The 17,716-nt window shown below is 58.8% G+C and carries 15 protein-coding genes and 1 pseudogene; 10 read left to right on the plus strand and 6 right to left on the minus strand.

Going from position 1 to position 17,716, the window contains the following annotated elements:
* Positions 1–109: 109 nt before the first annotated feature.
* Positions 110–433 carry a thioredoxin gene (gene trxA / locus ETC07_RS10180; protein ID WP_136248411.1) on the minus strand — a complete coding sequence of 108 codons (324 nt, stop codon included), beginning with the start codon at positions 431–433 and terminating at the stop codon, positions 110–112.
* 124 nt (positions 434–557) lie between these two features.
* On the minus strand, positions 558–1,112 hold the full coding sequence (locus ETC07_RS10185) for a carboxymuconolactone decarboxylase family protein (RefSeq protein WP_136248412.1): 555 nt from the start codon (positions 1,110–1,112) through the stop codon (positions 558–560).
* 251 nt (positions 1,113–1,363) lie between these two features.
* On the opposite strand from ETC07_RS10185, the gene ETC07_RS10190 reads away from it, so the two are divergent.
* From ETC07_RS10190 to ETC07_RS10200, 3 genes are all read left to right on the plus strand, one after another.
* Positions 1,364–1,978 carry a TetR/AcrR family transcriptional regulator gene (locus ETC07_RS10190; protein WP_136248413.1) on the plus strand — a complete coding sequence of 205 codons (615 nt, stop codon included), beginning with the start codon at positions 1,364–1,366 and terminating at the stop codon, positions 1,976–1,978.
* A gap of 486 nt (positions 1,979–2,464) precedes the next feature.
* Positions 2,465–3,139: a winged helix-turn-helix domain-containing protein gene (locus ETC07_RS10195; RefSeq protein WP_136248414.1), complete on the plus strand. Its 675-nt coding sequence runs from the start codon at positions 2,465–2,467 to the stop codon at positions 3,137–3,139.
* A complete protein-coding gene (locus ETC07_RS10200) occupies positions 3,136–4,449 on the plus strand; it encodes an ATP-binding protein (RefSeq protein ID WP_136248415.1) in 1,314 nt (437 codons plus the stop codon). The genes ETC07_RS10195 and ETC07_RS10200 overlap by 4 nt, the downstream gene beginning before the upstream one ends.
* Positions 4,450–4,706: 257 nt before the next feature.
* Here ETC07_RS10200 and dsbG read toward each other — a convergent pair.
* The 4 genes and pseudogenes from dsbG to ETC07_RS10220 form a co-directional block, all read right to left on the minus strand.
* Positions 4,707–5,285 (minus strand): annotated as a pseudogene (gene dsbG / locus ETC07_RS16060) (thiol:disulfide interchange protein DsbG); the annotation flags it as partial.
* Entirely contained in the window at positions 5,282–6,109 is an 828-nt protein-coding gene (locus ETC07_RS10210) for a TlpA disulfide reductase family protein (protein ID WP_136248417.1), read from the minus strand. The pseudogene dsbG and the gene ETC07_RS10210, both read right to left, overlap by 4 nt.
* Positions 6,106–7,971 (minus strand): protein-disulfide reductase DsbD, encoded by a 1,866-nt coding sequence (gene dsbD / locus ETC07_RS10215; RefSeq protein WP_240724618.1) that lies wholly within the window; start codon positions 7,969–7,971, stop codon positions 6,106–6,108. Before dsbD ends, ETC07_RS10210 begins: the two co-directional genes overlap by 4 nt.
* A gap of 726 nt (positions 7,972–8,697) precedes the next feature.
* Entirely contained in the window at positions 8,698–9,411 is a 714-nt protein-coding gene (locus tag ETC07_RS10220) for a hypothetical protein (protein ID WP_136248418.1), read from the minus strand.
* A 522-nt stretch (positions 9,412–9,933) separates the two neighbouring features.
* Here ETC07_RS10220 and ETC07_RS10225 point away from each other — a divergent pair.
* From ETC07_RS10225 to ETC07_RS10250, 7 genes are all read left to right on the plus strand, one after another.
* Positions 9,934–10,131, plus strand: a complete 198-nt coding sequence (locus tag ETC07_RS10225) for a helix-turn-helix transcriptional regulator (protein WP_136248419.1) — start codon at positions 9,934–9,936, stop codon at positions 10,129–10,131.
* A 319-nt stretch (positions 10,132–10,450) separates the two neighbouring features.
* Positions 10,451–11,110: an inovirus Gp2 family protein gene (locus ETC07_RS10230; RefSeq protein ID WP_168709213.1), complete on the plus strand. Its 660-nt coding sequence runs from the start codon at positions 10,451–10,453 to the stop codon at positions 11,108–11,110.
* Between the two features lie 80 nt (positions 11,111–11,190).
* Positions 11,191–11,361 (plus strand): DUF4236 domain-containing protein, encoded by a 171-nt coding sequence (locus ETC07_RS15930; protein WP_240724619.1) that lies wholly within the window; start codon positions 11,191–11,193, stop codon positions 11,359–11,361.
* Positions 11,362–11,385: 24 nt separating this feature from the next.
* A complete protein-coding gene (locus ETC07_RS10235; RefSeq protein WP_240724620.1) occupies positions 11,386–12,618 on the plus strand; it encodes a DUF4236 domain-containing protein in 1,233 nt (410 codons plus the stop codon).
* Positions 12,618–13,439, plus strand: a complete 822-nt coding sequence (locus ETC07_RS10240; protein ID WP_136248421.1) for a WYL domain-containing protein — start codon at positions 12,618–12,620, stop codon at positions 13,437–13,439. The genes ETC07_RS10235 and ETC07_RS10240 overlap by 1 nt, the downstream gene beginning before the upstream one ends.
* 25 nt (positions 13,440–13,464) lie before the next feature.
* Complete coding sequence (gene brxF / locus ETC07_RS10245; RefSeq protein ID WP_136248422.1) at positions 13,465–13,932, plus strand: BREX-3 system P-loop-containing protein BrxF; 468 nt, start codon at positions 13,465–13,467, stop codon at positions 13,930–13,932.
* 11 nt (positions 13,933–13,943) lie between these two features.
* Entirely contained in the window at positions 13,944–17,669 is a 3,726-nt protein-coding gene (locus tag ETC07_RS10250; RefSeq protein WP_136248423.1) for a DUF6079 family protein, read from the plus strand.
* The last annotated feature ends 47 nt before the right edge of the window (positions 17,670–17,716 follow it).

Below are 17,716 nucleotides of genomic sequence, written 5' to 3' on the forward strand. Positions count from 1 at the left end.
AAAAGACCCTGACGAAGTCAGGGTCGCGTAAAATTACTACGGAAGTATAAAGGCGGCTGTCCCCGGACGCGAGGGCAGCCGCCAGGCCCCGGTGAGCCTGGTTCGCGCCTCAGGCGTGACGAGCGATGAGGCTGTCGAAGTTTTCCTTGGGCTGGACGCCGGTCAGCGCTTCCACTTTTTCCCCGCCCTTGAACAGGGCGATGGTGGGCAGGCCGCGCACCCCGTTCCGGGCGGCGAGATCGGGCGCCTCGTCGACATTGAGGGTGACGACCTTGAGGGCGGCACCTTGCTCCTCGGCGATGGATTCGACGACTGGGTCGAGCATCTTGCAGGGTCCGCACCACGGTGCCCAGAATTTGACCAGCACGGGCGTGTCGTGCTCGAGGACTTCCTGGGTATAGCTGTTGTCGTCGACCGCTGTCAGCTGGGGCATGATGATCTCCTTGGTATCTTCGGGATGCCGGATCAGGGCAAGGCGTCTGGGAAACTCCGGTCTCTCGAGACGCGCTAGTGTGCCAAAAATAAGCGGGAGCCGGGCAGGCTCCCCGCCTGGGGCCTCAGCCGGCCTTGTGCCATTCGAACTCGGCGAAGGGCTTGTCCAGCGGCGTCGCCGCCAGGTGATTGGTGTAGTTGCTCATCACCTTCTGCGACAGGCCGAGGATGACCTCAAGCACATGGCGATGCTGGTAGCCGGCGTCGAGGAAGCGCTGCACCGTCGCGGCATCGACTTCACCGCGCTGACGGACCACCGCGAGTGTGAAGGTACGCAGGGCCTCGAGGCGGTCGGTCGGCAGCGGCGTCTCATCGCGCAGGGCGTCGGTGATGGCGCTATCCACCTTCATCTGGTGGGCGATGCCGGTGTGGGCCGGCACGCAGTAGTGGCAAGCGTGCTCGACATTGATCGTCTGCCACACCACGGTGGTTTCTTCGTCATCGAAGCTGCTGTCCAGAAACAGCTGATGCAGGCGCTGGTAGCCCTCGAGCAGCCCCGGCGCTTCCGCCATCACGGCGTGCAGATTGGGCACCATGCCGAAGGCGCTGACGGAATCGTCGAGCAGCGGCTGGCTGGCTTGCGGTGCGGTCTGTTTGTCATGAAGAGTAAAATCGGCCATGGCGATATCGGCTCCATGTTGCGGGAAAATGAGGCGTCTCGATGAAAGAAGATGGTAGCGTGGCGCCAGCCTCGGAGCGTCCGAGGAGGATATTTTTGAGCGATCGCTCAAAAAAAGGCATGCCACGGTCTCGATCTCTTTTACAGGGGGCATTCTAGCTGTACTTGAGCGACCACTCAAGATAAGATTTTCCCATGCTCACTACCCTGTTGCCGGATACGCTCGTCATCGGGCAACCCCTGGACTCACTCATGCCGCGCACGACTCGTCACAATCGACAGGAATCCCTGGAAAAGGCGTTAACGCTATTCTGGCTCAAGGGATTTCATGCCACCTCCCTCAAGGACCTGGAAACCACGCTGGACATGCGACCGGGCAGCATCTATGCCGCCTTCGGCAGCAAGGATCAGCTGTTTCAGGAGGCGCTTTCGCGTTATGCGCAGCGGGCGCTGGCCGAGCTGGATCGCATCCTGTGGGCGCATGATTCGGCGCTCGACGGGTTGGCGGCGTATCTGCGCCAGCTCGGCGGGCTGCGTGAGCGCGAGCTGCCCAGCCGCGCCTGCATGCTGGTCAAGAGCCTGCTCGAGCTGGGGGATCGCGAAGCCGCGGCGCGGGAGAAGGCCGATACCCTGCTGGATGGCATGGAGGCCCGCTTCATCGAACGCTTCGCCGCCGCCCGTGCACAGGGCGAGCTGGCTCCCGATCAGGACCCCGTGCGGCTCGGTGGGCGGCTTCAGGCCGAGGTGATGGGGCTACGCTCCTACGCCCAGCGCGATATCGAAAGCGATGCCCTGAAGGCGCTGGCGGAGGACATGGCGCAGTCGGTCGAGGCGTTGCGCAGCGGCTCGCAAGGGGGCCGCGCCTGACACGCCAGGGCCATACACGGGTCTCGATCACCTATGTGATCGGCGACGGGGGGCATGACACCCAGTGCCAGCCAGATTTTGACTGTTGACCGACCACGACGACCTGCTCACCGGGCGTCAATCCGAGCGCCAGGCACGGTGCTCGAGCAGCGCGCGAACACGGCACCGGTTCGGTCCCTGTACCGAGGACGAGTACGTCGAACTACCTACACGTCGAGATAACAAGCTGTTCACGCCGAAGTCGGCCCCGCATGCGTTGCAAGTCAATCTCTTTGGAGGCCGTCTTCCCGGGCCGGAAGGTAGCGCAAAGCGCTATCGGAAAATCTGGCCTGATAGCGGGGAGAGAGGCATGGAAGTGAGCGAAGAGTGTCGCGTTCGAGGATACCGCATCGTCTGAGCTGGATCGCGATTGAGGTGGTCTGAGGGTGGGTTCATGCCCTCATAGGCGCAGAGAAATAATGAGTCGTGCGGAGATCTGGAGGGAGCATGCGCATCCTGCTGGTGGAAGATGATATGCCGGTGGCAGCCGGCATAGAAGCGGGCCTGGCGTTGAGTAACTTCGTGATCGATACCGTCACCACGTGCAGCGAGGCCCACGGCGCCCTGGCCTCGTTCGACTACGCGGCCGTGGTGCTCGACCGTCGGCTGCCCGATGGCGATGGTTTGGCACTACTACAAGCATGGCGTCGTGCGGGGGTGGCCACGCCAGTCCTCATGTTGACGGCACGGGATGCCGTGGCGAGTCGTATCGAAGGCCTTCAGGGTGGGGCCGATGATTATATGATCAAGCCGTTCGATCTTGATGAGTTGGCGGCACGACTTCAGGCGCTATTGCGCCGTTCGGCCGGTCAGGTCGATGGCGCGCTGCGCCACGGTAGCCTGGCCCTGGACCCCGTGGCGCGCAGTGTCACGCTGGAGGGTCAGCCGGTGACATTGGTGAGGCGTGAGTTAATGCTGCTGGAGGCACTGATGCGTGCTCGTGGGCGTATTCTCAGCTCGGACCAATTGAAGGATCGCCTCTATGGCATCGATGAAGAGGTCGAAAGCAATGCGCTCAACGTGCATATCTACCAGCTTCGCCGCAAGTTGGGGCGTCATATGATCGAGACGATTCGTGGCGTTGGTTATCGTCTCGCCTCCCCTTGCGTGGATAGCGCATGATGAGCTTACGTTTGCGGCTGGTGGCCACGCTGGGCATAACCCTGGTGCTGTTATGGGGCGTCACGGCGGCCTGGTCGATGCGTGATCTGTCGACACGACTCGAACATTCGCTGGATCAGCGTCTGGCGCAATCGGCGCACATGGTGGCCGGTTTGCTGGAGCGCATGCCTGGGCAGGTGTGGCGTAGTGAGACGGATGACATGTCGACCATTCCCGCGCTTGAAGGGATTGCCTGCCGAGTGTCGTCGGTGCGTGGTCAGGTAGTGGCGGATACGCATCCGGGCATGGATGATGTGCTGGCGGTCCAGAGCGAAGGTTATAGTTATCGCGAACACGATGGGCAGCGCTGGCGTGCCTATACCCTCGTGGATGATGGCAAGCGGATTACCGTGGCTGATCGCCTGCGTGAGCGGGAGGCGCTGCTGTTGCAGGTTCGGAATGCGGCGCTCTACCCGTTTGTGTTTGCCCTGGTGGGTAGCCTTATCGCCTTGTGGTGGGGGGTGACCCGTGAACTTTCCCCGCTGACGTGGTTACAGCGGCGTTTGGTGTCGCGTGATCCCGGTGATCTGTCGGAGTTGCCCTGTGCGGGGCTGCCCAGTGAAATTCGTCCCTTGATCGACGGCTTCAATACCTTGCTCGGGCGGACGCGGCGCGTGCTCGAGCTGGAGCAGCGCTTTACCGATGATGCTGCCCATGAGCTACGCACGCCACTGACGGCCATTCGTACGCATTTGCAGATTTCGCAACGGGTTGAAGGGCAGCAGCGGCGTGATGCGCTACAGCAGGCAGAGGACGGTGTGACACGCTTATCGAAAACGCTGGATCAACTGCTGCTGCTGGCGCGCATGGAAAGTGCTGAAGAGCCGCAGGATGACCTGCACGGTGCGTGTTTTGACGCCGCCCTGGAGATGGCCATGGCGGAGACCGAGAGCCGGGATGTCTGCCGCGTCAATCGCGCTGCGGATTCCCTTGCCGTCGCCCTAACCGGCACGTTGTTGACGACCGTATTGCGCAACCTGCTGGAGAACGCGCAGCATCATGGCGAACCTGGCGCGCCAATCGATATTCAGGCTCGGGCCTGTGACCGCGACGCCATCATCGAGGTCACCAGCCGCGGCGAGAGGATTCCGCCGGAACGGCTGGCGCGCTTGACCGAACGCTTTCGGCGGGGTCATCACCCTCGCGGTAGCGGGTTGGGGCTCTCGATCGTCGAGGCCATCGTCACTCGCGTTGGCGGTAGCCTGGCGCTGGAGTCGGGCGATGGCGATGATGTCGGCATGCGTGTGCGGTTGCGTTTGCCGTTGGCATGACCCCGGTTAGCGTCAGGGGGCTTCACTACCCATGATGTCACGCAGCTTATCGGGCGAGGGAGCGCCCATGACACGGTGCACGCCCTCGTCATCGCGGTAAAAGATGACGGGTGTCGCGTAAAGCTCTGCGCTTTGCATGAGCTCGGTATTGGCGCTGACATGGCGCTGACATGGCGCTGACTTTGCGTGCTGCCCGCGATGTCCGGCATGGTCCCGGTACGATAGTGCTCAGCGATGGCCTCGGCGGGGGCATCGGCACTGAGCAGGGCGGCCGCTTTAGGTGCGCTATCCGGCTTGAGTACACCAACCATCAAGTGACGGATCTGAACCCGGCCACTCTCGACCCAGGGGCGGGCATCTTCCCAGAACTTGCGGCAATAGGGGCAGTTAGGATCGCTGAAGGTATACACGATTCGTTCGGCATCCGCGTCACCTTCCCTGACCCAGTGCTGGTCGGCCATCTGCTCCCAAAGCTTGGCATTCTTCGGCCCATTGACCAGCCTTTGCAAGGCATCGGCCGAGACATTATTGCCCTGCTCATCGATCAAGGTACCCACCACGGCATGCTGTCCGTCCGCTGTCAGATAAGCCGCGACGGTCTGGCCACTGGCGCTGGCAGCATAGCCCTCGAGCCCACCCGGCGCCTCGAATTGCCCATGGAACGTAAAGCCCTGCTGCTTCAGTGCCTGCATGGGGCTGGGTAATGCATCGGCGCTGGCGGGCAGGCTCGCTAATAGAGTGATTCCCGTCCCCAGGGCGAGGGCCAACGGCAGGGCAGTCATGCGGGGAGTGCGAATAGGCATGCGTATGGTCTCCATCATGGTCAGAGGAATCATGGTTCGAAACGTTCGAGGCTACGCGCGAGCGTGGCGCGGGGAAGCTCACCGAAGTGGGTGTCGATGAGGGTGCCAGTGGCGTCGTAATAGAGTGTGGTCGGCATGGCCATGGCACCGACTTCCTGACCGAAGGCCATGTGTGGATCACGAAAGACGTTGTCGAGCGCCAGCGACTCTTGCTGCATGAAATGCTTGAGGGTATCGAGGCTCTCGCCCTGATTGATGAACACGAAGGTGACGTCATCGCGCTCCTGCTGGGCTTGTTCCAGCACGGGCATTTCGCGTCGGCAAGGGGGGCACCAGCTGGCCCACAGATTGACCACCATGGGCTGTCGATGGGTCGCCTCGCGAATGTTCGATAACGGATGTTGCGTGCCATTCATGCTGGTCAGCGGCGTTGATGGCATACCTGCTGCTTGGGGCGCGGTGACGACCAGCATACCCGCCGCCAACGACCAGGCGGCCACACCCGATACCGCTGCACTGGCGAGCGCCAGGCGCTCCACTGGGAAGCGCCATAGTCGCCAGGCGAGATAAATCGCGGCGATGGCCAGGCCAGCCAGCGGCTCGAAACCACGGTCGCGGATATCCAGCCATGACCAGAGCGTGTCGTAGTTTTGCCAATACAGGGCGATGAACCCGAGCCTTGCGCCAACCAAGCCCATCAGCAGTGCAGTGAATACACTATCGCTTACGCTGACGTGTCGGCGCCGGCCCAGCCAGGCGCCGACACCCAGTGCCACGACCAGGGACGCCATCAGCAGTAACTGTCCCAGGCTCAGGCCGAGTGGACCGATGGCAATACTGCGTTCCAGTGCGCTCATGCATCGCCTCCGGTTGTCGTGTCGGTCGCTTGTCTGGCCTGCGCGAAGCGCTCGAGGAAGGCGTCGGCATCCAGTTCGCCGATGATGCGAGCGCCGCGTCGTTCCTGACCATCCGTGCCGAACCACATCAGTGTCGGGGGGCCGACAACGCCGAAGTGCTGCATGATGGCTTTATCCGTCGCGTCGTAGTCGGTGACGTCGATACTCAGCCGTTGTACACCTTCAAGCTCGGACTTGACGGTGGGAGACGTGAAGACGTTCTGTTCGATCACTTCGCAGGAAATGCACCACTCGGCGGTAAACTCGACGAGCGTCATCCGGCCATTATTGGCGGCCTGCGCGATACGTGCATTGAGGGTTTCCAGGTCTTCGACTTCCTCGAAGGCCATGGGCCGTTGGGATGTCGAGGTTGAAGGAGTCGCGGCCCGGGCCTCTCCGGATGGTGCGTAGACGGCCAGTGGACGCCACGGGTCATTTCCCCCCCCTGCCGCACCGATCAGCATCAGAGCACTCCACAGGCCGACAATGGTTGCCATGGCGGTTGCGGCTTGAGGCATCGCGCCCGACGCTTTGGTGCCATGTGCCAGAGCGCGTAGTGACATGGCGGCCCCTAGCCCCAGGGCTCCCCACAAGCCGAGCACGATGGCGTCCGGGACCACGCGTTCGACAAACCAGATGGCCATGCCGAGCAAGACGAAACCGAACAGCGCCCTGATGCGCACCATCCAGGTGCCTGGGCGAGGCAGAAGATGACTACCGACAGTGCCAATCAGGATCAGCGGGACGCCCATGCCCAGACCGAGCGATAACAGTGCCGCACCGCCCAGCCAGGGATTGCCGCTTTCGGCGATGAACAATAGTGCCCCCGCCAGGGGGGCCGTCATGCAGGGCCCGACGAGTAGGGCCGAGAGAACCCCCATGATAGCCACACCCTTGAATCGACCACCGCGTTGTCGGGACATGAGTGTGTCCAGACGCTGGCGTACCGCGTGAGGCAGCTCGAGCTCGAAAGCGCCAAACATGGCGAAGGCCAGCACCACGAACACGGCCGAGAAGATGCCGATGAACCAGGCGTTCTGGAACAATATCTGCAGGTTAGCCCCCGCCATGGCGGCGGCGACGCCTAGTACGGCGTAGGTGGCGGCCATGGGCAGGACATAGGCCAGCGAAAGCATGAAGCCGGCTGTGCGCTGATTCTCCGAACGGTGATGCTGGCCAGCGATCAGGCTCGAGAGGATCGGAATCATCGGCAACACGCAGGGCGTGAAGGTCAGCAACAACCCCAAACCGAAAAAGACCAGCAGCGCCCACGCCTGGTTGCCATCGGCCAACTGGGTCGCCAGACGCTGATCGTCTGCTTGAGCGGCGCTGGAGTCCGGGGTGCTCGTTGGCGCCTCGTTCGCCGAGGAATGGGACGCGGACTCGGGTGAAGTATCCTGAGCTGTCGACATGCCGGTGGACGCCATGCCCTCGGTGAGTGGCAGCTCGAAGGTTTGCTGTTGTGGCGGATAACAGAGGCCGGCATCGGCACAGCCTTGCCAATGCAGGGTGATGGTGCCGGCATCGCCGGGCGTCGTGGTCATGCGCAAGGCGTGACGATAGACCTCGGAGCGGCCGAAGTACTCATCCTCGATGGTTTCCCCATCGGGCAGCTCAAGCGCCAACTCGCCTTGAGGTGTCTCGGCAGAGAAACGGTGGCGATAGAGGTAGTATCCCGGCTCGATTTGCCAATCGACTACCAGCGAGTCGCCCTGCTGAGAGAGGCTCGGCTTGAATGCCTGGTCCGGGGCGAGAATATCCTGTTGCTGGGCAAAAAGGTCCTGAGCCTGGACGGAAGTGACAAAACTCAGCAGCACCAGCATCAATGCCCCGTATACGGCCCTTGAGAGACGATGTCGGGTGGGCCTGGGGCATTCTCGCCTGGGAGTCGCGTGGAGTAAGGGGCTCATCATCGATCGCATTGTCAGCACTCCTAGTGAATGCCGACAGGATGACCTATCGAGATGAGCTGAAAATGAAGCTGTCGTCGTACGCAGGCCGCTGAGTTGAGTGATCAGCGACACCCGGGGCGGTTCCAGGTCCTCTGCTGGCTAGCGGTAGAGGGGCCTTGGTTGTCGTGCGACAGGTGCCGAATATGGCGTCGATTTCATCGAAGGACCAAGCACCCTCGCGGGCATGGCGTTCACTCGATGTTCTGGATCTTAAAATGGCATGTCAATATTTTCCACTTTAAAATCATAGATTTGAATGTTTTGTTGGTGACATAAACATGGCAGTACTCCCCAATGTACTCCCCGATAGGCAGCGGCTACATGCCACAGCCAGATCAGTCAGAGTGCTGGCCGGCTAGAGGACTGGAAGCATTCTACTTAAGCGCCACACCCGTGCCTATCGGCGGCCTGCGTCGCTGCCTCTGCCAAGAAAGTCGAGCCTGAACGTCATGGCGACACTCAGCGTGTTACCCGAGCGTCAGGTTCGATAGCTGCGTTCGGTTCCTGACCAGTCTCCTGGCGCCCTCTCATAGGTAAACAATACGCTGTAAGCATGCTGAGGGTGTTGGTCTTGTCTTTTCGATTTCCAGCGGCATTTTATTCCCCCTTGTGAATTAATTGCTTTGTATTTAGTTTTGTTACTATATCCAATGGGAATGTCTTTGGAGCCCAAGATTGGACTTTTTTCAAGGCTTTGTTTATTGTTTCGCTTTCAGATAAAAATCTCTCGTCTTTAAATTCTTTAGTCCCGATGTGTTCGTGGATTGAAGAGTGGTTAGCCTTGAAGGCATCCATTTCGTATTGGATCATTTTGTTCAAATTCTCTTCGAGGAGGCATAAGAGAATATTGGTGTACATTTCAATTTCATAGACCCTTCTTTTATGGGCCCCTCTTGCTAATTCGAGGCTTTGAGAAGATAGATCCTTCTGCCTTTTAATTTCATTTCTCAATTCGTCATTTCTTTGGGCTTCGTCGTCTATCAGCTCTTCTAGTGTTTCGCCCAGTGTCTTACCTTTTTTCTTTGCAAGGTTGTTAAGCTTTTTCTTTTTTTCATTGCCTATTGTTAAGCTGAATTCGGTTTTCCCATTTCTTTTTTTTCTCAGTTTCTTCTGCCTCCAGGCAGCCTTCATGGATCTTACGGCCAAGATATAGGCAGGGTCGTGGCTAGCGCTATTGTCAAGTGTTATTAGGTAATGGTGCGGATCAGGAGGGTCGGGGTTATGTGAAACGTTTTTCCTGAAGAGGTAATCGGCGGCCCATCTATGTTGCTCAATGTTATTTGGTTTTAACCATTTATAAAGTTCGGACATTTTTTCTACCCTTAGTTTTAATTTTAAGTAAAAGTTTCCCGGTATAAGCATAGTGACAACGACCCATCACGACGCAGTGAAACATCGATGCATCACAACGTGTCGTAACAACGTAACGCTACGACGTAAATTAGGCAAGGGAAATACCCTAGATCTGGGCTTTCCCACGGCGATCAGTGAGGCAAAATTGAGAGATCATCAACCTTCCCAAGGGGCTGTATAACGATCACACCTTGGTAGGGACCTGTCCAGAGGCTGTGCTGTTTCAGCGTACCTGCCGCTTTTGGCTGGCTGAGAGGTTGTAAGGACTTCCCCCCCCCCCACAAATCTTTGTCTCGCTTTGACTGGGACGCGAATGTCGCACGGTAGTGGGGCGGAACTGGGAGAGTTTAAATGTCTGGTAAGGAGGTTTGCTATTATCGATGGGGTTTGGATGAGTGGATAAGGTAGTGGGAGTTTTAGGGGTGTTAAATTAAAAATACTCACCAGCTTCATCTCATGAAGGACAAACAGGAGTTCGACATGAGCAAGAAGCTGATTCGCATCAAAGACGTCATGGACCGCACTGGCCTTGCAAGGTCTACGGTCTACAAGTACATCGGCAAGGGGTGGCTCCCCGAGCCGATCAAGTTCGGCACTAGGATATCGGCCTGGGTGGAGGATGAAATTGATGCCTGCATACAGGACCTTATCAAAAGACGTGACATGGGGTCTGTGTGAGATGAAGGAGCGATAGTTTGATAATGTAATTCAAGAGCAGGTTTCCACCTTGCACCACCCATGTCCATCACAGCCCACCTGCATTGCTGGTATCTGAAACAGTGTCTCCGACCCTTGTTTAATTATTATATAAAGCTATTCAAGGAGAAGGGGAGGGGCCTCCAGCCCCGTACCTACCAGAGCAAGGGAAGAAGAGGAGAACACCCTACCCATAGACCAGTGGATCCAGCGTACAGCTGGAGAATTCATCGTGCCTGAAACAGGCGCTCATGGCTTGACGGCCATGGGCTATTCCACATGTTCCTACAGGAGCTACCACATGTCACAGAGACACCACGCCAACCCCAACCTGAACTTGCATTACTACAACGCATACAACGACTTGGAGATTCAAATGGAGTCCTTACCGATGGTGACTGAATATCTCGACGCGCTACACATCACGCTGCAGAAAGCTACGAGCGACTACCCTCGAGTGCTGGCCTTCCGGGTTGACCCGGTCATTCCTACTGCGATCAGTGACAGGATGACGCCGGAGGACCACAAGCGCTTGATCACATGCTTTATCGCTTCCCTGAAAGCCATCATCAAGCACGACCGGGCACGGAAGCGCCAGGGCGGCTGGGTCCCGGATACCACGGTGCGCTACGTCTGGTGCCGTGAGATCGGCACCAATGGCAAGCCGCACTATCACTTCTTCCTGATTCTTAACCGCGATGCCTACCACCTACCCGGCAGGGCATGCTCTCCCAACGATAACCTCTTCAACCGCGTATCGAGGGCCTGGTACAGCGCACTGGGGGTGGCGTGGAACCCCCAAGAGCCCTGGATTTATGTTCCACAGAACCCGGTGTACTGGATTGACCGGGGTGATCCGCAGAGCTTCCAGGAAGCGTTCTATCGAGCATCGTACCTGTGCAAGGCCGAGACGAAGCAATACGGGCTGGGGCTGCGGGCGTTCGGTACCAGTCGTAATTGATGATCGGGAGCCCCTGCTCACGCGGTAGGGGCGCTCTCTTATGTGGTTAACGTGATCCGGCCATCATACGGGGAGGATTCATGGCCTTTCGCTTTCAACGTCGCATCACGCTCGCCCCGGGCATTCGACTCAACCTGAGCAAGCGGGACCTCGGGCTCTCGGTGGGCCCGCGCGGTGCCAGCCTCAGCGTGGGGCCGAGCGGCGTGCACGGCCATGCGGGAATTCCCGGCACCGGCCTGGCCTATCGGTAGAAGCTCAACACCCGGAACCGCCGTATGCCTGGATCTAGCGGTGGCGCCGGGCGCTCAAGCCCCGCTGCTGCCCTGGATGCGCTGCTGTCGCAGGGCGAGTCACTTCCCCTCCGGCTCGAGATCGATGCCAAGGGCGGCACCCACTACTTCCACGGCGACGGCACGCCGATGCGTGATGACGAGGCCCGCGTGCTGCGGCGGCATGCCAGGGAGTCTCTGCGCGAGCAGCTTGAGGCCCACTGCCAACGCCTGAACGAGGATCTCGATCGATTGGGTCGTTTGCACGAGGAAACCCCGCACCCGCACAAGAATGGCTACACCACCCAGGACTTCCCCGAAGCCCCACCACCTCCTCCGGCGCTGCGGCATCCCGCCTGGTGGCACTTTCTGTGGCCGCCGGCCAAGCGCCATGTGGAGGAGGAAAACCGTCGAAGCCAGGCGGCGTTCGATGAGGCCTACCGCGATTGGGAGTGGCGCAAGTCCGAGCATGATGCGGCAGAATTTGCTCGCCACCAGCGCGAGAGCGAGGAGGTTTGGCATGACCTCGAGGCCATGGAGCAGACCCTGCGTGAGCGGTTGGAGGAGGTTGACTGGCCCCGTGAAACCGTCATCGACTTCGACCTCGGCAGCGATATCAGCACCATTGCCGTCGACATCGACCTGCCCGGCGAGGAGGAAATGCCAGACCGCTACTGGACTATGACCGCCAAGCAGATCAGGCTCACGCCCCGCCGGCTCAGCGATACCCGGCAGCGTGAGCTATATCGGGACCACGTTCACGGCATCGCCTTTCGTATGCTGGGCGCGGTTTTCGCCCGCCTGCCCGCCGTGCAGGAGACGAAGGTCTCTGGCTATCGCCAGATCACCGACCCAGCCACCGGCGGCGAACGCGACCAGTACCTGTTCAGCGTCAAGGTCACTCGCGAGCAGTGGAGCAGGATCCACTTCGACAGGCTGGACCAGGTGGACGCGGTTGCCGCCATGGAGGCCTTCAAACTGCGCCGCGAGATGACCAAGACCGGTATCTTCCGTGATGTCGAGCCGTTCAGGTTGGTGTGGTTCGGCAGATATAGAAACTGCATGCTACCATGCTACCTAACACTATTTGTTAGGTTGTGCTCGTTAGGGCACAGCGCCGCCAGGGAGGGCCGCGGGTGCCCAACGCAGCTCAGCACAAGCTTGCTCGCCAGCATGAGGCACTGTCGTCGCTCTCCACGCCGCAGCGTGAGCGCCTTGCCCACATCGACTTCACCCTGATGTTCAAGGGTGAGGCAGGGCGCGGTGATCTGATCGACCGCTTTGCCATCGCACCCACCCAGGCCACCAAGGACTTCGCCCTCTACCACGAGTTTGCCCCGGCCAACGTCGTCTACGATAAGTCCAGGCGCCTGCACGTCCGAGCCCGCTCCTTTGTTCCGCTGTTCGACTACGATACCGCCCGTACCCTGAGCACTCTGTGCCAGGGGCATGGCGATGGCTTCCTCGGCACGCTCCCGACGTCGGTGCGCTGCGAGATGCCCCATCAGCTCAACCATCCGGATCTCGCCATCGTGGCGGCGGTCAGTGAGGCGATGTACAAGGGCTGTGCGCTAGCGATTCGCTACGTGTCGCTCTCTAGCGGCGAGACCGAGCGCGAAATCGTGCCCCATACCCTGATCGATAACGGCCTGCGATGGCATGTGCGGGCGTTCGACCGACACTCCAGTGAATTCCGCGACTTCGTTCTCACACGCCTGCTGACGGCCACTGTGCTCGAGCAGAGCCTTGCGCAGGAATATGAGGGACTGCTGAATGACCGCCAGTGGAACCGCTTCGTCGAACTTGAGTTGATACCGCATCCCGATATCGGCCAACCCGAGGCGATTGAGCGTGACTATGCCATGAGTGAAGGATGCCTGAGGTTGGAGCTGCGCGCGGCTCTAGCCGGCTACCTACTGCGTCGCTGGAATGTCGACTGCTCGCCGGACCATTCCCAGCAGGGAGCCGAGTATCAGCTGGCTCTGGCTAACGTTCAGGCGCTGTACGGGGTCAAGAATCTCCGGCTTGCACCTGGTTATCATCAGGCTGAGCCGATGTAACGCGCCGCCATGCTGAGGGAGCTGCATGCTTAAGTATCTAGAACAATCCGTAGAGGAAATTACAGCGCTTCACAGCAAGCTGCTCCTTCTGGTCGGGCCTCCGGGGAGCGGAAAAAGCCTGCTGCTGTCGAAACTGGCAGCCACCACTAGCACCACTGTGGTGAAAGTCGGCGCGGAATTGGGTAGAAAGCTGGCCTCCTTCCCGCACAGGCAGCGAACACTGCAGGCCAATGCAATGTTGCGTGAACTGGCTAGTGCCCATGTGACTAATGATTTACTTCTGCTCGATAACATTGAGCTGCTGTTTGATCGGTCACTCAAGCTCGACCCATTGGATTTACTAAAGCACCACGCCAAAGCACATAGAGTAGTAGCTGTTTGGCCCGGTGGGATAAGAAATGATCGACTGGTCTATGCCGAGCTGGGGCACCCGGAATATCAGGAATACAGCCTGGATAGTCTGGTTCCGTTTGAATTGAAAAAGTTTTCTTAAAGGGGAAGTGCATGCGTTACAGGGACCTCATACAGTTTGAGCCGATTGAATCGGTCATTCAGCTACTTGACGCCAACCGTGCCGACGAAGCCAAAAAGCTGGTCTCCACCTATGTCATTTCTGACCAGATGGCCGACAGGATCGCCAAGCAGATGGTCCCGCAACTATCCTTTGACGAATCTGTAGACCACAAAGGCATGCTGGTCGTCGGTAACTACGGTACCGGTAAATCGCATTTGATGTCGGTACTATCGTTGATTGCTGAAGATGCCTCCTACCTGCCGATGGTTCAGCACCCCAAGGTGGCTGAGGCGGCCGAGGCCATCGCGGGAAAGTTCAAGGTTCACCGTGTCGAGATCTCCAGTCAGATGTCCCTGCGCGACATCGTTACACAAGAGCTGGAAATCTTCCTGGAAAATCAGGGCGTCAGTTATGCCTTCCCAGCCGCCGATAAAGTGGTCAACAACAAGGCAGCCTTCGAGGAAATGATGGCGGCCTTCGATGAGGTTCATCCTGGCCAAGGCGTTTTGCTCGTCGTGGATGAATTCCTTGAATTTCTCCGCTCGCGGAAAGACCACGACCTGGTGCTGGATCTCTCCTTCCTGCGTGAAATCGGTGAGGTCACCAAGCACCTGCGTTTCCGCTTTGTGGCAGGTGTGCAAGAAGCCATCTTTGACAGCAGCCGCTTCCAGCATGTGTCAGACAGTCTTCGACGTGTGAACGAGCGTTTCAACCAGGTGCTTCTGGCCCGGCAGGATGTCAGCTTTGTTGTGGCCGAGCGCTTGCTGAAGAAATCTGCTGACCAGCAGCACAAGATCCGTACCTACCTGACATCCTTCGCCAAGTTCTACAGCAGTATGAACGAGCGTATGGATGAATATGTGCGGCTATTCCCGGTACACCCGGATTACATCAGTACTTTTGAACAGCTTGTTTTCACCGAGAAGCGTGGTGCGCTCGTCACCCTGCGTGACCAGATCCAGGACGTACTGGATGACGAGGTACCCGAAGACCGCCCCGGCCTGATTGGATTCGATCAATTCTGGGATACGGTCACATCCAACTCCGTACTTCGCTCTGACCCTAACATTGGCCCGGTGTTGAAAGTGACCGAAATCCTCGGAGAGCGGGTTCAGAAGGCTTTCACCCGCCCCGCCTATAAGCCTATGGCCACTCGGGTCATCAGAGGCCTGGCGGTCAATCGTTTGACCACCGGTGGCGATATCTATGTCCCCGTCGGCCCCACGGCGGAAGAGCTGCGCGACACCTTGTGCCTGTACCAACCGGGTATCGAGGACCTGGGCGGCGAGCCTGCTGACGACCTGCTTACTGCCGTACAGACCACGCTCCGTGAGATCGTCAAAACCGTCAATGGCCAGTTCATATCCAAAGCGCCGGACACAGAGCAGTACTATCTCGACCTGAAGAAGGACGTCGATTACGACGCCCAAATCGAAAAACGGGCTGAAGCCCTGTCGGATGATGCGCTGGATCGTGCCTACTACAGCACCATGATGCAGCTGATGGAGTGTACCGATGACACTGCTCACGTTACCGGCTACAAGATCTGGCAGCACCAGGTGGAATGGCAGGACAAGCGGGTTGAGCGGAATGGCTACCTATTCCTCGGCGCTCCCAATGACCGCCCGACGGCACAGCCTGAGCGAGATTTCTACATTTACTTCATCCAGCCTTTTGAGCCACCCCGGTATCCCAAAGACAATAAGCCCGATGAAGTCTTCTTCCGGCTGAAGGGGCTGGATGAGGACATCACCCATCATCTGGCCTTCTACTCGGCTGCCCAGGAATTAGCATCAACCGCTAGTGGTGCCGCCAAGGCTGTTTATCTTGATAAAGCCAAGGACGCCCTGCGAGCCATGAGCAAGTGGCTGCAGGATAAGCAAATGACGGCCTACGAAGTCACCTACCAGGGTAAAACGAAAACCCTGCAGGAGTGGGCCAAGGGCGTTTCCATGCGCGACAAGCTGCGCCTGGGGCCGGATGAACGGGCCAACTTCCGCGACATCGTGAATGTGACGTCCGGGCTGGTACTGAATACCCACTTTGCCGACCTGGCGCCGGAATACCCTGCTTTCTCGGTACTGGTGACCGAAGCCAACCGCAAGCAGTTGATTGGTAATACACTCCGGGCTCTGGCCGGTGGCACACGCACCAAAGACGCCACGGCAATTCTCGACGCCTTGGAGATGCTGGACGGTGACCGCATCGAGCCTGCCCAGTCCAAGTATGCCAAAGAAGTGCTGAGCCGGCTGCAGGCCAAGGGCCATGGGCAGGTACTAAACCACAACGAGCTACTCAGCCGGGCGTCAGACGACGAATATTTTGCCCCGCTACGCTTCCGACTGGAACCGGATCTCCTGGTCGTCATCCTCGGCGGGCTGGTCTACTCCGGCGATATCGTGTTTGCCATTACCGGTGACAAGGTCGACTCCGGAAAAGTCTCCCTGCTTGCCGAGCGTGGCTTGGAAGAACTGAAATCCTTCAAGCACGTTGAGGCGCCTAAGGAAATCAACGTCGTGGTGCTGCGCTCACTGTTCGAGCTGTTAGATTTGCCCTCCGGGCTGGCTCAGATGGCGACCCAAGGCAAAGAAGAGCCGGTGAAGGAGCTGCTGGATGCTGTTTCCAAACTGGTCACCCGGGTACTGACCGTCGGTACCGATCTGCACAACCGGCTTAGCTTCTGGGGGCAGTCGCTGCTGCGGGAAGAAGAACTGCGTGATCGCCAGCAGAAACTGGATGCCCTAAAGAACTTCCTGGAGAGCCTGTCACCCTACAACACCATCGGCAAGCTCAAGAACCTGCGCATCACCCAGGCCGATATCGATGCCCAGAAACAGAATGTGGAGGTTCTGATATCCGTAGAGAAGCTGCGGGATCTGGTTGCCGAGCTGGGCCCGGTTGCATCCTACCTCTCCCAAGCCGAGATGGTCCTGCCTGCGAGTCACCCCTGGCTGCAGGAGGCCGAGGCCAAGCGCAAAGCGATTCTGGATAAGCTGACCGCGCACAAAGCGGCTAGTCAGGTCAGCGAATATCGCAAAGAGATGACAGCCCTCAAGCAGAGTTACATCACCGCCTATGTAGCGCTGCATACCAAGGCCCGGCTGGGTGTATCGGAGGACAAGACCAAAACCGCCCTGCGCAAAGACCCACGCATGGCCACCTTGCGTACCTTGGCAGGCATCTCCCTGATGCCGACCAGCCAGCTCGCCGCATTTGAGGAAACCCTGGATCAGCTGAAGAGCTGTGCCTCACTGGTGGATTCCGAGCTGAAGACTAACCCGGTCTGTCCGCATTGTGGCTTCCGCCCCGCCAACGAGCAGGGCGACCTGATGCCAGCAGCCAACGTACTCAAATCGCTGGACGATGAACTGGATCGCTTGCTGGAGAGCTGGCAACAGACACTACTGGATAACCTCGATGACCCCATTATTCAGGCCAATCTAGAGCTTCTGAAGCCTGCACAGCGAGATCTGATTGACAGTTTCCTCAGCGCACGAACCTTGCCGGACCCGGTTACACCGGCGTTCGTAGCAGCCGTGCAGGAGGCACTATCCGGCCTGGAGAAGATTTCGGTCACCAGCGAGGACATCAAGCAGGCACTGCTCACCGGTGGCTCCCCGGCGACTCCGGAGGACCTGCGCAAGCGCTTTGAGTCGTATATTAACGAGCGTTGCAAGGGAAAAGAGAGCGGCAAGTTGCGTTTTGTGATTGAGTGAACCGGTAAACCAAACAGTATCGACGTTATATTGTAGGGAAGCAGACC

Source organism: Halomonas borealis (assembly GCF_004798905.1).
Classification (GTDB): domain Bacteria; phylum Pseudomonadota; class Gammaproteobacteria; order Pseudomonadales; family Halomonadaceae; genus Halomonas; species Halomonas borealis.